The following is a 14,596-nucleotide window of genomic DNA, read 5'->3' as shown; positions in this document are numbered from 1 at the left end:
GCCCTCCAACGCCTTTCCGGGGGCCGCTCCTTACAGTTGCTGAAACAAAGTGTTGGACGGCAGATACTGTGAAGAATAATAGACAGTGCACAGCCTGGCATGCGGACCCGGCGCTTGGTCGAGAGGAGCAGGATTATGAAATCAGCATCCACGATTCGGTTTGGACATCTGACACTTTGCGTCGCGCTCTCGGCGACGGCGCTCAGCGCCTGCTCGAAAAAGGCGGCTGAGGAGCCCACCGCGGGCGAAACCGCTGCCGCCGCGCCGGAGGCCGCGACCACAAACGCTGCGGCTCCGGCTGAGACTGCCGCGCCGGCGGCGACCGCATCCGCCGCCGCTCCGGCTCCTGATAATGTCGATACGCTCAGCGGCGTCAAATTCGCCGGCTATACGGGCGATGCCGCCAAGGGGAAGACCGCCTTCATCACCTGCCAGACCTGTCACGCGGTCGAGGCCGGCGTGAACAAGATCGGCCCGTCGTTGCACGAAGTGGTCGGCCGCGCCGCGGGAACGGTCGCCGGCTACACCTATTCCGCCGCCAACAAGAATAGCGGGATCACCTGGACCCCCGAAAAGCTGTTCCAGTATCTCGAAAAGCCGCAGCGCGTCGTCCCGGGTACCAAGATGGCGTTCCCGGGCATCCCCGATCCGCAGAAACGCGCCGACGTGATCGCCTATCTGCAAGCCGGCGGCTGAGCAGAACCGCCGCCCCTGCCCCACCGGTCCCGCTCCTGCCTGTTGCGGGACCGAGCGGGATCGGTCGCAGTTTCGCTTGACCGCGTGACCATGGCCCGGTCGCCGCAGAGCAGGGTGTGAAACGCCAGGCCCGGTCCTGCACACTGGCTAACCGACATTCAGCGTCGTGCCGTCCGCGCCAGATCGGCGAGATGGACCGGGAGCGAGACGATGAGCGGCACCGCGATCCAAGGCCAGTCGAGCCCGGTCAGCGCGGCGCGCAGCGCGACCAGCATCAGCATGCCCGGCGTCAGCCGGAGTGCCGCGGTCGCCATGCTCCACCCCTGCCGTCGCAGCCAGAGAAGTTCGAGGGCGATGACCCCCAGCACGATATCGACCGCGTGCCCGCTGGCGAATAGCCAGGTCAGGAAAAGGGTCCGTTGAGCTGGACGATCGCCAGATTGAGGTAACCCGCGAACCCCACCCACAGCAGATAGGGCAGCAACAGCGCTGCCGCAGACCGCGAATGCCGGGCCAGGACGACGATCAGCACCAGGATCGACAGCCAGAGCACGACCATCTCCGCGAACGCCCAGTCGGGCCGCTGCAGGCGGAAGAAGACCAGGCTCCACAGGATGTTGAGAAACCCGTTGCCCGCAAACAGGCCGAGCAGCCATTCGCGCTCGCGCCACCCCGCAATCGCCCGCCACCCCGTCACGCCCGCCAGCGCCGTGCAGCTGTAGATCGCGGTCCAAACCAGCCCATAGGCGGCGTCGGGCGGTGCCCAATGGGGCTTGAGCAAGCTGCCATACCAAGAACCGGTATCGATGATCGTCGCGCCCACCAGCGCCACCAATGTCGCGAGCAATGCCGCGATGCACACCGGAAAGATCCAGACCCTATCCATCGCACATCAGCTCGCGGTCTGCAGCAGATGCCGCATGTCCTTGGCGAAGATCCGCGCATAGGCGAGCGGCCGTGCATAGATCAGCCGCTTGTTCATATAGGCGTGCCAGGTCAGATGCTGGACGTCGCGGTCGGCGCACATCGCCACGAACCGCTCGCGGCGGCGATCGTCGCGGTACCAGAAATGCTGCATGATCGCGAGGATGCGGAACACCAGCCCGTGTGCGCGCATGAACCGCCGCCGCGCCGCGCCGAGCGCCCTGGGGTCTCCGCTGGCGAGGAAGGTATCGACCGCCTCGGCAGCGAACCGCGCGGACAGCATCGCGTAATAGAGCCCCTCGCCCGAGGCCGGCGCGACCGCCCCCGCGGCATCGCCGATCACCAGCACGTCGCGGCCATTATCCCATCGCCGCAACGGACGCAGCGGGATCGGCGCGCCCTCGCGACGCAGCGTCACGCACGAATCGAGCCCGAGCCGCACGCGCAACCGGCTGGTCGCGTCACGCAAACCATGCCCTTTGTGCGCGCTGCCGACGCCGATGCTCGCGGTGTCGCCGTGCGGGAACAGCCAGCCGTAGAAATCGGGCGAAAATTCGGCCTGATAGAAGACGTCGCACCGGGTGCGGTCGAACGCCGCGGTGCCGGGTTGCGGTGTACGGATCACCTCGTGATAGGCGAAGACGCACAGGTTGCGCACCGCATCGTCGAACACCGCCTCGGCGACGCGCGACCGGGCGCCGTCCGCACCGATCACGCACCGCGCGCGGACGCGATGATCGCCCTCGCCATCCGTATAGCGGACCTGTGCGCCACCATCGCCGTCGCGGACGATCGCCTCGAACCGCCCGGTGCGCCGCTCCGCGCCCTGTTTGGCAGCACGGTCGCGCAGCCACTCGTCGAACGTGTCGCGGTCGACCATGCCGACATAGCCGCCCGCGCCGCTCGGATCGACCGGCATGTCGACCGCACGCCGCGACGGCGCGATCATCCGCGCAGTTCGCGCCCGCCCGACGATCAGATGATCGGGAATCGCGAAATCACGGATCAGCCGCGGCGGGATCGCGCCGCCGCACGGCTTGATCCTGCCCGCGCGATCGAGCAGCAGCACCGATCGCCCCGCCTGCGCCAGCTCGGCAGCGNTAGGTCGTCATGCCGCCGCCGCGCGCGCGCGCGACTGGCGTCATGTCCTGCTGGCGACCCGGCCTGCGCATCGCCAGCGCTGCGGCAACGACGAAGACCAGCGCTTCGGCCAGGAAGACCAGGGTGAAGACGGTCGCGGGAGAGTCGATCCAGCTCCGCCCGAGATCGACGCCCGTCGCGCCGAGCAACCCGCCAAGCCCGAAGGCGATCGCCTGCGCTGCGCCCCACACGCCCATGCGGAGTCCCGCCTGCTCCCGCCCCTCTGCCTGCCCGCTTCCCGCGAGCGCGATCATCGCGCCGATCGCCGCGACCGCAAAGACGCCATTGGCCAGGCCGAGCAGCGCGACATTGGCTGTCAGCGGCCAGCCCGGCCCGATCCGCGCCGCCAGCGCGAGCCCCGCCAGCGCCGCCGCCGACCCGAGACACCCGCCACCGATCCACCAGCGCAGCCCGCGCGTCTCCCCGCCTTCACCCCGCCCGCCGCCAAACGCCCCGCCGCCGACCCCCGCGACGATCATCCCGACGAGCACACCCCCGTGCTGCACCCCCGACAACTGCGTCGAGGCCCCTGGCGCGAGCCCGAACACCAGCCCGGCGAACGGCTCGAGGATCAGATCCTGCATGGCGTAGGCGAGCATCGAGACGAAGACGAAGAGCGTGAAGCGGCGCGCCTCGCTATCGGCCCAGATCGTCCGCAACGCCGTCGTCAGTGTAGCCGATCGCTCCCCTCGCCGCGACGTTTCAACCGACGTGGCGAGCGCCCTGGACGGTGCAGCCCCCTCGACACCGAGAAGGGCCACCACCGCGAGCGCGAACGCGCACCCCGCGACGCCAGCCGCGACCCGGGTCAGCCGCGCTGCGGAAAAGGGTTCGAGCAGCGCACCGGCCACTCCCGCCGTCGACGCGATCCCCGCGACCATCATGATCCAGGTGATCGCCGCCGCCGCCGCGCGCCGCTCGGGCGCGACCCGGGTCGCGAGCAATGCCAGCAGCGACGTACCCGCCGCGCCGACGCCCATGCCGATCATCGCAAACGCGGCAATCGCGAGCGCCAGCCCCCCGGGCGCGCGTGCGGCGAGCAGCGGCAGCGCACCGGCCGCGAGCAAGGCGCCGAGCGCGAGCACCGCCATGCCCCCTATGATCCAGGGTGTCCGCCGCGCGCCGCGATCCGAACCATGCCCCCAGACCGGTCGCGACAGCTGGACCGCATAATGCCAGGCGACCAGACCGGCGGGGAGCGCCGCGGGCAGCGCATATTCGACCACCATAACGCGGTTCAGCAGCGAGGTCGCCAGCATCACGATCGCGCCGATCGCGCTCTGCACCAGCCCGAGCCGCACGATCCCGAGCCAGCCGAGCGGGACCACGCTCACAACCCCGCCACCCCGCCGAGCCCGAACGCCGACGCCAGCATCCCGAGGACATAGAGCGTCGTGCCGGTCGCGTTATACCACGGCGTGTTCTTGAGCGGATCGCGCAGCAGCCGCACCATCAGCGCCAATTGCCCCGCCAGCAACGTCGCAACCAGCAGCGCGACAAGCCCGTGCCCCCATAGCGCCAGCAGGCCGATCACCGCGACCTGCGGGACCGCCATGACGATACAGGCCAGCCGGGCGGCGCGATCCACCCCTAGCACGACCGGCAGCGAGCGCAGCCCCATCATCCGGTCGCCCTCGACCGCCTTGAAGTCGTTGAGCGTCATGATACCGTGCGCGCCGGCGATGTAGAGGCCGAGTATGACCAGCACCGCAACGTCGGGCCAGCCGCCCGTCATCGCCGCCGCGCCCGTGAACCAGGTCAGCCCCTCATAGGTCAGCGCGACCACCGCGGGCCCCCAGATCCCGCTTGCCTTGAACCGGAATGGCGGCGCGCTATAGGCCCAGGCGCAGGCCAGCGCGACGCCGGTCGCCGCGAACACCAGCGGCCCCATCGCAGCCCCGACCACCGCCGAGATCAGGCTGCCCGCGATCGCGATCCACAAGCCCCAGCTGCCGGCGATCCGCCCCGACGGGATCGGCCGCAGCGGCTCGTTGATCGCGTCGACATGGCGGTCGAACCAGTCATTGGCCGCCTGGCTCGTCCCGCAGACCAGCGGCCCCGTCAGCAGGATACCCCCGACAAGAAACGGCCAGCGATCGCCCAGCGGAACGCCCGACGATACGACCCCGCACAGGAACGCCCAGATCGGTGGAAACCAGGTGACCGGCTTGAGCAGTTCCAGCACGTCGCGGGCCGCGGGCGGCGGCATCGCGACACGGGAAGCGGACAGGCGATCCATGTCGCGAAACTAGGATCAGACACCCTTATCTGTCAACATATGTTGACACCAATGCCGATGACACTCGCGCGTTCAGCCGTCGCCCGACACGAGATTGCCGAGGCCGTGGCGATGAAGCTTCGAATAGAGACTTTGCCGACTCACGCCGAGCACCTCCGCCGCGGACGCACGGTTGTCCGACGTATAGGCCAGCGCCGCCTCGATGCAGAGCCGTTCGATCAGATCGGTACTCTCGCGCACGATCTCTTTCAGCGACATGCGTCCGACCAGCTCGGTCAGCTGCTCGACCGATCGCGGCGTGTCGTGTGCGACCAGCGGCACTTGGCGAAGGCGACGTCCGACATGGCGGATCGTGAAGCCGAAACACTCGCTGCCACCCATTGGCGCGACCACGCCGGACACCTCGATCTCGGCCTGCGCACCCGCCGCGCCGCGCAGGATCGTCGCGACGTTGCGGACCGAGCCATGTTCACGCAGCTGCGCGACGATCAGCTCGAGATCGATGCCCGGCCGACCCAGCCACGCGCCCAGCCGCGCGCCGATCAGCCGCTCGATCGACGGCATTTCGGTCAGCTCGACAAAGGCGGCATTCGCGGTCAGCACCACCAAGTCGCGATCGACCAGCACGAACGAATCGGGCATGCGCTCGACCACGTCGCCGAGCGTCGCCTCGTGCCGCCGCGCACCGACGACCGATTCGACCGCCTCGATCCGGACGATCAGCGACGGGCTGCGCGCCTGACGGAACAGCTTCGCGTCGATCCGCACGTCGATCGCGCGATCGTTCAGGCGCACCGCAACCGGTGCGACATCGTCCGCCGCCTCCGCCGCACCGAGATGCGCGACCAGGTCGTCGCGATCATGCGGGTCGACGATCGTGCTGACCGGCGCACCGACCAGCGTATCGGCGGCGGCATCGAGCAGCCGCAGCGCCGCCGGGTTCGCCTCGCGGATACGGCGCGAGCCCGCGTCGACGACCAGGATCGCATCGGACGCCATGTCGAACAACATCCGGTACCGCGTCTCGGCCTGGCGCAGGCGGATATAGTCGCGCTCCAGCGCCTGTTGGGTCTGCAGCAGCCGTTGCTGCGTCGCCGCCGCACCGCGCAGGTCGCGACCGATCGCGACGAGCCGATCGGGAGTGCCGAGCGACATCACCAGATAGCGGACCGGCACATCGCCACCCGCCGCGGGATGCGTCACCTGTCGCCAGCGCGCGGGTTCGGGGCTGCCCGCCGCCGCGAGCATCTCGGCCGCCTTGGGACGGCTTTCGACCGTCATCGTGTCCATCCAGCGTTCGCCGACCCAGCCGGCAAAGCCGTGATTGGCAAGATCACCCTGCGACACCGCAACGTCGAGGATCCGCCCATCGGCGGCAAGGATGAAGGCGACGTCGCCGACGGCCGCGAGCAGTGACGCGGCCACGCGCGCGCTCAGGGCCCCGGGCGCGGCGTCGGGGCGGGCGAAGGCCAGATGCGGGGAAGAGGCGATAGTCTTGTCCATCGACGAGCGTCGCGCTCCAATCTGCAGCAATCAATTACACGCCGTGGTCCCCCATGCGCTTTCGCGGAGAAGATCGCCGGCCAGTTTCAGCGCGAGTTTCGCATCGGACGCGGTACCATCGGCGCCGACTTTGGTGGCGAGATCCGGGTCTGCATTGAAAATCGCGCCGCCGACCATGATGCAGACACGAGGATTTCGCGAAACCCTTCGCAACGCAGCAATGATCGAAGCAAGTCCGGCGATATGGCAGTCGCAACTGATCGTCAATCCGATCATATCGAACCAGTCCGCCGTCGCGGCATCCAGCAACACGGGCGTTTCCGCGTCGTTGATCCGGTCCGTCAGCCAGCCGCCATGCCGAAAGACCTCGTCGAGGACGATCGTCCCGAAACTGTGATGATCGCCCTGTAACGACGCGAATAATGCCCGATGCCGGTCGCCCGGATCTGTCCGGATGCTGGGCATGCGACCGGCAATCTCGTGCACGACTTCCTGCAGCCGCCACAACCCCATCGTGACATCGACGAAATCGCAGCGATCATCATCCCAATATTCGCCGAGCAGACGCGCGGCAGGCGCGAGCAGATCGACCATGACCGTCTCGACCGAAACACCGCGGTCGAGGATCGTCTCGATATGCGCAAGCAGGCGGTCGGCATCGACCTGCATCACCAGCGGCGCGAAGATGCCCACCTCGACGCTGTCGATCGGGCCATCCGTCCCGATCTCGGCGGAGGGCATCGCCGCACTGGCATGCGCAGCCATCAGCCGCGGAATGATCTCGCATTCGATCAGCGCCGACAAAGGGCGATCATAGTCCCCGTCATCGCGACGCGGCCCCGGACCAAGATCTCGGCGGCCATCGCTCCAGTCCCGACGTGCAAACGACCCGGTGCTCCACCGGAAACCGCGCGAATAGTGAGTAACCGCTGCCATTACCGGCTCTCCCCAGCCTGGTCGACACGCCAACAACTACAGACCGGGACCTGCATTTGGCAGATTAGCGGCGACTCGCAGCATATCCCACTTGCAATTGACTGACAACCGGACGGTTTTGCTGCACCGCACAACCTGTTCCGGATTATGGACGTCCAAATAACTTGACACTTTTTGAGGGGCGGGCGTAAGGTCCGATCGGAACTTGGGCAGGCGGGGCGCGATGCGAGCGAACGACCTTTCTCCGGCAGATCGGCAGGGCGGCGCGGCCGTCCCGGGCTCCGGCCGGGCAGCCGCCCCGCTCTACACGCCGGACCAGCGCGAGCGCCGCGACTCGTCGGCCTGGACGCTGGTCCAGGGGGTGCTCGCACCGATCCAGTTCCTGATCTTCCTCGTCAGTCTCACGCTGGTCCTGCGCTATCTCGCGACGGGCGACGGCGTGGTTGCCGCGACGATATCGGTCGTGGTCAAGACGGGCGCGCTCTACGCGATCATGATCACCGGCGCGATCTGGGAGAAGCAGGTGTTCGGCCAATGGCTGTTCGCCCCCGCCTTCTTCTGGGAGGACGTGGTGAGCATGCTCGTGCTCGCGCTGCACACCGCCTATCTCGTCGCGCTCGCCCGCGACTTCGGCAGCGAGGCGGGACGTATGTGGCTCGCGCTCGCGGCCTATGCGAGCTACGTGATCAATGCCGCGCAGTTCCTGATCAAGCTGCGGGCCGCGCGGTTGCAGCGCGCACCGGCGGGCATGGTCGCGTCATGACCGCCCCGCTTTCCACCCCCCTGCCCACCGCCCCGCAGCTTGGCCGGACCGAATGCGACGCCGCGCCCGTGCTGCGCGAACGCGGCCAGCGCGAGGTGTTCTGCGGGCTCACCGGGATCATCTGGCTGCACCGCAAGATCCAGGACGCGTTCTTCCTCGTCGTCGGCTCGCGGACCTGCGCGCATCTGCTGCAATCGGCGGCAGGCGTGATGGTGTTTGCCGAGCCGCGCTTCGCCACCGCGATCATCGAGGAGCGCGATCTCGCGGGGATGGCGGACTGCAATGACGAACTCGACCGCATCGTCGACCAGATGCTGCTGCGCCGGCCCGACATCAAGCTGCTGTTCCTCGTCGGCTCCTGCCCGTCGGAAGTGATCAAGCTCGACCTCTCGCGCGCCGCGGCCCGGCTGTCGGTCAAGCATGGCGGCACGACCCGGATCCTCAATTATTCGGGCAGCGGGATCGAGACGACCTTCACCGAGGGCGAGGATGCGTGCCTCGCGGCGATGGTGCCCGGCCTCGCCGCCGACGCATCGGCGAAACCGAGCCTGATGATCGTCGGCGCGCTGCCCGATGTCGTCGAGGACCAGTTCCTCCGGCTGTTCGACGCGCTCGGCATCGGCCCCGTCCATACGCTGCCCGCGCGCCGCGCCGGCGCGATGCCGCCGGTCGGGCCCAACAGGCGCTTCCTGCTCGCCCAGCCGTTTCTCGGGGAGACGGCGCGCGCGCTCGAGGATCGCGGCGCGACCCGGCTGGACGCGCTGTTTCCGTTCGGGGCCGAGGGCACGACCGACTGGCTGCACGCCGCCGCCCAGGCGTTCGGCGTCGATGCGATGCAGTTCCGACGCACGATCGCGCCCGGCCGCGAACGCGCCAAGCGCGCGCTCGCGCATGTACGTCCGGTGCTCGAGGGCCGGCGGATCAGCTTCCTCCCCGATTCCCAGCTCGAAATCCCGCTCGCGCGCTTTCTCGCGACCGAGCTCGGCATGATCCCGGTCGAGGTCGGCACGCCCTATCTTCACCGCCGCCACCTCGCGCGCGAACTCGCGCTGCTCCCGGCGGCGACCCGGCTGAGCGAGGGGCAGGATGTCGATCGCCAGCTCGATCGCGTCCGTGCGGACCGCCCCGACCTTACCGTCTGCGGCCTCGGTCTCGCCAACCCGCTCGAGGCCGAGGGGCTGACGACGAAATGGGCGATCGAGCTGGTCTTCTCGCCCGTCCATGGCTTCGACCAGGCGGGCGACCTCGCCGACCTCTTCGCGCGACCGCTGCGGCGGCGCGACCTGCTGAGGGTGTGATGCAGCTGACCGTCTGGACCTATGAGGGACCACCCCATGTCGGCGCGATGCGGATCGCGACCGCGATGGAGGACGTGCATTATGTCCTCCATGCGCCGCAGGGCGACACCTATGCCGACCTGCTGTTCACGATGATCGAGCGGCGCGGCAAGCGCCCGCCGGTCACCTACACGACCTTCCAGGCGCGCGATCTCGGCAAGGATACCGCGGCCTTGTTCCAGACCGCGGCGCGCGATGCCTATGCGCGCTTCACGCCGGGCGCGATGCTCGTCGGCGCCTCGTGCACCGCCGAACTGATCCAGGACGACCCGGCCGGGCTGGTCGCGGCGATGGACCTGCCCTGCCCGGTCGTGGCGCTCGAGCTCCCCAGCTATCAGCGCAAGGAGAATTGGGGCGCAGCCGAGACCTTCTACCAGCTCGTCCGGACCCTCGCGGCCAGCCCCGCGCCCAACCGGGCGAACGCGCGCCCGACCGCCAACATCCTCGGCCCGACCGCGCTCGGCTTCCGCCACCGCGACGATGTGATCGAAGTCCGCCGCATCCTCGATGCGCTGGGAATCGCGGTGAACGTCGTGGCGCCGCTCGGCGCGACCACCGCGGACATTGCCCGGCTGCCCGACGCCGATTTCAACATCTGCCTCTATCCCGAGATCGCCGACACCGCCTGCCGCTGGCTCGCACGCGAACACGGCCAGCCCGTCGTCACCACCGTGCCGATCGGCCACGGCGCGACGCGTGACTTCATCGCCGAGCTGGCGGCGCTGACCGGGATTGATCCGACGGGCGCATGCGATCCCGGCCATCTGCCCTGGTGGAGCCGCTCGGTCGACTCGACCTATCTGACGGGCAAGCGCGTCTTCATCTTCGGCGATGCGACGCATGCGATCGCCGCCGCCCGCGTCGCGCGCGACGAACTGGGGTTCGAGGTCGTCGGGCTCGGCTGCTACAACCGCGAATTCGCGCGTGACCTGCGCACCGCCGCGGCGCTCTACGGCGTCACGCCGCTGATCACCGACGATTATCTGGTCGTCGAGGAGGCGATCCAGGCGCTGCAGCCCGAATTGGTGCTCGGCACGCAGATGGAACGGCATATCGCCAAGCGGCTCCGAATCCCGTGCGCGGTGATCTCGGCCCCCGTCCATGTCCAGGATTTCCCCGCGCGCTATTCGCCGCAAATGGGGTTCGAGGGCGCGAACGTGCTGTTCGACACCTGGGTCCATCCGCTCGTCATGGGGCTGGAGGAACATCTGCTGACGATGTTCCGCGACGATTTCGAGTTCAGCGACATGGCCGGCGCGAGCCATCTCGCGCCTCTCCCGGTGGCGCCCGAGACAGCGCCGCAGCCGGCATTTCCCGAGGTCGCGTCCCACCCCGCCCCCGACGCCAGCGCCGCACGCGTCTGGTCCGCCGATGCCGAGCGCGAGCTGCTCAAGATCCCCTTCTTCGTCCGCGGGAAGGCGCGTCGCAACACCGAACGGTTCGCCGCCGAGCGCGACGTCGCAACGATCACGATCGACACGCTCTATGATGCGAAGGCCCATTATGCCCGATAGCGCCATCCGCCGCCCGGTCCCGCTGCATGTCGTGATCGTCACGCTCGACAACCATCTGTCGGGCGCCGCCGAACGCGCCGCCGCACGGTTCGCCGCGGACGATAGCGGGATCACGATCGGCTTCCACGCCGCGGCCGACTGGGATCGCGGCACCGGGTCGCTCGATCGCTGCATCGCCGATATCGGCCGCGCCGACATCGTCATCGCGACGATGCTGTTCCTCGACGACCATATCCGCGCGGTCCTCCCCGCGCTGACCGCGCGCCGCGAGGCCTGCGCCGCGATGGTCGGGCTGATGTCGGGCAGCGAGATCGTCCGGCTGACCAGGCTCGGCGACTATCGCATGGACAAGCCGGCAAGCGGTCCGCTCGCGCTGCTCAAGCGGCTGCGCGGATCCGCCAAGCCCGGCGCCTCGTCGGGCGCGGGACAGATGCGGATGCTGCGCCGGCTGCCCAAGATCCTGCGGTTCATCCCGGGCACCGCGCAGGACGTCCGCGCCTATTTCCTGACGCTGCAATATTGGCTGGCGGGCAGCGACGACAATGTCGTCGGCATGATCCAGGCGCTCGCCGGCCGTTATGCGGGCCATGCGGTCCGCGCCGCCGCGCCGCACGACTATCCCGAAGTCGGCGTCTATCATCCGGCGATACCGGGCCGGATCGCCGACCGGGCGGACGCGCTGCCCGGGGTGGGGGGCTCGCGCGGCACGGTCGGCGTGCTGATGCTGCGCTCCTATCTGCTCGGCCGCGACACTGGTCATTATGACGGCACGATCGCCGCATTCGAGGCGCGCGGGCTGCGCGTGATCCCCGCCTTTGCCAGCGGGCTCGACTCGCGCCCCGCGATCGAGCGCTTCTTCATGCGCGACGGCGTGCCGATCGTCGATGCGGTCGTCTCGCTCACCGGGTTCAGCCTGGTCGGCGGCCCCGCCTATAACGACGCCGAGGCGGCGGAGGCGATCCTCGCCACGCTCGACGTGCCCTATGTCGCGGCGCATCCGCTCGAATTCCAGTCGATCCAGCAATGGGGCGCGGGGCGTCAGGGGCTGTTGCCGCTCGAGGCGACGATGATGGTGGCGATCCCCGAACTCGACGGTGCGGTCGTCCCCAGCGTGTTCGGCGGTCGTGCCGACGGATCGGGCGCGTGCAGCGGGTGCGCACGCCGCTGCACCTTTACCGAATCCGGGCTGACGCGCGAGATGCGCTCCTGCCCCGACCGCGCCGAGGCGCTGGCGGGCAAGGTCGCGCGGCTGGTCGACCTGCGCCGGTCCGAACGACGCGCGCGCAGGCTCGCGGTCGTGCTCTTCAACTTCCCGCCCAATGCCGGGGCGACGGGCACCGCGGCGCATCTCGCCGTCTGGGAGTCGCTCCACGCCACGCTCACGGCGCTCGCGGCCGCGGGCTATGCGGTGGAGGTTCCTGCCGATGTCGACGCGCTGCGCGAGGCGGTGCTCCACGGCAATGCCGCCCGCTACGGTGCCGATGCCAATGTCCATGCGCGCATCCCCGCCGACGACCATGTCCGGCGCGAGCCGCATCTGGCCGCGATCGAGGCGCAATGGGGCCCCGCCCCCGGCCGCCAACAGAGCGACGGCGCGTCGATCCACGTCCTGGGCGCGCAGTTCGGGCAGGTGTTCGTCGGGATCCAGCCCGCTTTCGGCTATGAAGGCGACCCGATGCGGCTGCTGTTCGAGGGCCGCTTCACCCCCACCCATGCGTTCAGCGCCTTCTACCGCTGGCTGCGCGAAGATTTCGCAGCCGATGCGGTCCTGCATTTCGGCACGCACGGCGCGCTCGAATTCATGCCGGGCAAGCAGGCGGGGCTGAGCGGCGACTGCTGGCCCGAACGGCTGATCGGCGACCTGCCCAACCTCTATCTCTATGCCGCGAACAATCCGTCCCAAGGGCTGATCGCCAAGCGCCGCTCGGGTGCGACCCTGATCAGCTATCTGACGCCGCCGCTCGCGGAAGCGGGGCTTTACAAGGGGATGACCGAACTCAAGGCGTTGCTCGAGCGGTGGCGCTCGTCGCCATCGCAGGCGGAGCGCGACCTGCTCGATCCGATGATCGTCGCTTCGGCGGCCGCGCTCGATCTCGACGCGCGCGATCTCGATGCCTTGTCGGCCAATCTCTACGAAGTCGAACGCGAGCTGATCCCCTACGGCCTGCATGTGCTCGGCCAGCCGCTGCCCGAGGCGATGCGCGCGCAGATGATCGCCGCGGGTGCCGATCCGTCGCTCTCGTCCGACAATCCCGAACTCGGTGCACTGATCCATGCGCTCGATGCGGGGTTCGTCCGCCCGGCGCCCGGCGGCGACGTGCTGCGCAACCCCAAGGCCCTGCCGACCGGGCGCAATATCCACGGCTTCGATCCGTTCCGGATCCCCGGCAGCTTCGCGATGGCGCAGGGCCTTGCACAGGCCGACGAGGTGATCGCGCGCCACACCGCGAGCGGCGCGGCCTTCCCCGAGACGCTCGCCATGGTGCTCTGGGGAACGGACAATCTCAAATCGGAGGGGACTCAGATCGCGCAGGTGCTCGCGCTGATCGGCGCACGCCCGCGGTTCGACGGCTATGGCCGGCTCGCGGGCGCCGAACTGATCGCGCTCGACGAGCTCGGTCGCCCCAGGATCGACGTGATCGTCACGCTGTCGGGGATCTTCCGCGACCTGCTGCCGCTCCAGACGCGGATGATCGCGGAGGCCGCATGGCTCGCCGCGACCGCGGACGAACCGCTCGACCGCAACGCGGTGCGCCGGCACGCGCTGGCCTACGCCGAGCGGACCGGCTGCGACCTCGAAACCGCGGCGCTGCGTGTCTTCTCCAATGCCGAGGGCGCCTATGGCGCGAACGTCAACCTGCTGATCGACGATGGTGCGTGGAGCGATCCCGACGAGATTGCCGAGGTGTTCGAACGGCAAAAGGGCTATGCCTATGGCCGCACCGGCACCCCCGCGCGCCAGGCCGATCTGTTCAAGGCCGCGCTCGCGGGTGTCGACCTCGCCTATCAGAATCTCGACTCGGTCGAACTCGGCGTCACCGATATCGACCATTATGTCGATGCGCTCGGCGGGATCAGCCGCTCGATCACGCGCGCACGTGGCAGCGCGGCCCCGGTCTATATCGTCGATGCCACGCAGGGCGCGACCAAGGTCCGGACGCTGTCCGAACAGGTCGAGCTCGAGACGCGCACCCGGATGCTCAATCCGCTCTGGTATGAAGCGATGCTCAAGCATGGCTTCGAAGGCGTCCGCAATATCGAGGCGCACGTCACCAACACGCTCGGCTGGTCGGCTACGACCGGAGACGTCAGCCCTTGGGTCTATCAGCGGATCAGCGAGACCTATGTGCTCGACGACGCGATGCGCGAACGGCTGGCGACGCTGAACCCCAAGGCGTCGGCGCGCGTCGCCAACCGCCTGATCGAAGCGAGCGACCGGCATTTCTGGTCGCCCGACGCAGCAACACTGGCCGCACTCCACGCGGCAAGCGACGACCTCGAGGATCGCCTCGAGGGTATCACCGCGGTCGCGGCATAAGGACGA

Annotated in this window: 12 protein-coding genes; 5 read left to right on the top strand and 7 right to left on the bottom strand. The window is 68.8% G+C overall.

From position 1 onward, the window contains the following. Positions 1-135 precede the first annotated feature (135 nt). Entirely contained in the window at positions 136-696 is a 561-nt protein-coding gene (locus tag IFT71_RS16580) for a c-type cytochrome (RefSeq protein WP_192142253.1), read from the top strand. Positions 697-854: 158 nt separating this feature from the next. Here the strand turns inward: IFT71_RS16580 and IFT71_RS16575 are convergent, their stop codons facing one another. From IFT71_RS16575 to IFT71_RS16545, 7 genes are all read right to left on the bottom strand, one after another. After that, positions 855-1,010, bottom strand: coding sequence for a hypothetical protein (locus tag IFT71_RS16575; protein ID WP_192142251.1), 156 nt, complete (start codon positions 1,008-1,010; stop codon positions 855-857). 89 nt (positions 1,011-1,099) lie between these two features. Next, positions 1,100-1,582, bottom strand: a complete 483-nt coding sequence (locus tag IFT71_RS16570; RefSeq protein WP_192142249.1) for a TspO/MBR family protein — start codon at positions 1,580-1,582, stop codon at positions 1,100-1,102. A 6-nt stretch (positions 1,583-1,588) separates the two neighbouring features. After that, entirely contained in the window at positions 1,589-2,710 is a 1,122-nt protein-coding gene (locus tag IFT71_RS16565) for a geranylgeranyl diphosphate reductase (RefSeq protein ID WP_197976210.1), read from the bottom strand. A gap of 11 nt (positions 2,711-2,721) precedes the next feature. Further along, positions 2,722-4,094: BCD family MFS transporter (locus IFT71_RS16560; RefSeq protein WP_446740770.1), on the bottom strand; the 1,373-nt coding region annotated here is incomplete at its 3' end. Beyond that, positions 4,091-4,999, bottom strand: coding sequence for a chlorophyll synthase ChlG (gene chlG, locus IFT71_RS16555; RefSeq protein ID WP_192142247.1), 909 nt, complete (start codon positions 4,997-4,999; stop codon positions 4,091-4,093). The genes chlG and IFT71_RS16560, both read right to left, overlap by 4 nt. Positions 5,000-5,071: 72 nt before the next feature. Next, positions 5,072-6,502 carry a transcriptional regulator PpsR gene (gene ppsR, locus IFT71_RS16550; RefSeq protein WP_192142245.1) on the bottom strand — a complete coding sequence of 477 codons (1,431 nt, stop codon included), beginning with the start codon at positions 6,500-6,502 and terminating at the stop codon, positions 5,072-5,074. A gap of 30 nt (positions 6,503-6,532) precedes the next feature. Then, positions 6,533-7,306 (bottom strand): cobalamin B12-binding domain-containing protein, encoded by a 774-nt coding sequence (locus tag IFT71_RS16545; RefSeq protein ID WP_206757455.1) that lies wholly within the window; start codon positions 7,304-7,306, stop codon positions 6,533-6,535. A gap of 355 nt (positions 7,307-7,661) precedes the next feature. Here IFT71_RS16545 and bchF point away from each other — a divergent pair, with 355 nt between their 5' ends. Genes bchF through IFT71_RS16525 form a run of 4 tightly spaced genes read left to right on the top strand, consistent with a single transcriptional unit; the run spans position 7,662 to position 14,590 of the window. Continuing rightward, complete coding sequence (gene bchF, locus IFT71_RS16540; protein ID WP_192142242.1) at positions 7,662-8,201, top strand: 2-vinyl bacteriochlorophyllide hydratase; 540 nt, start codon at positions 7,662-7,664, stop codon at positions 8,199-8,201. After that, entirely contained in the window at positions 8,198-9,499 is a 1,302-nt protein-coding gene (locus IFT71_RS16535; RefSeq protein ID WP_192142240.1) for a ferredoxin:protochlorophyllide reductase (ATP-dependent) subunit N, read from the top strand. The genes bchF and IFT71_RS16535 overlap by 4 nt, the downstream gene beginning before the upstream one ends. After that, a complete protein-coding gene (bchB, locus tag IFT71_RS16530) occupies positions 9,499-11,052 on the top strand; it encodes a ferredoxin:protochlorophyllide reductase (ATP-dependent) subunit B (RefSeq protein WP_192142238.1) in 1,554 nt (517 codons plus the stop codon). The genes IFT71_RS16535 and bchB overlap by 1 nt, the downstream gene beginning before the upstream one ends. Further along, positions 11,042-14,590: a magnesium chelatase subunit H gene (locus IFT71_RS16525; RefSeq protein ID WP_192142236.1), complete on the top strand. Its 3,549-nt coding sequence runs from the start codon at positions 11,042-11,044 to the stop codon at positions 14,588-14,590. The genes bchB and IFT71_RS16525 overlap by 11 nt, the downstream gene beginning before the upstream one ends. The last annotated feature ends 6 nt before the right edge of the window (positions 14,591-14,596 follow it).

The sequence above is a fragment of the Sphingomonas sp. CFBP 13733 genome (genome assembly GCF_014841795.1).
In the GTDB taxonomy this organism is placed as follows: domain Bacteria; phylum Pseudomonadota; class Alphaproteobacteria; order Sphingomonadales; family Sphingomonadaceae; genus Sphingomonas; species Sphingomonas aerolata.
Note: the sequence above shows the minus strand (reverse complement) of the source record. Positions and strands in the feature narration are given on the sequence as shown.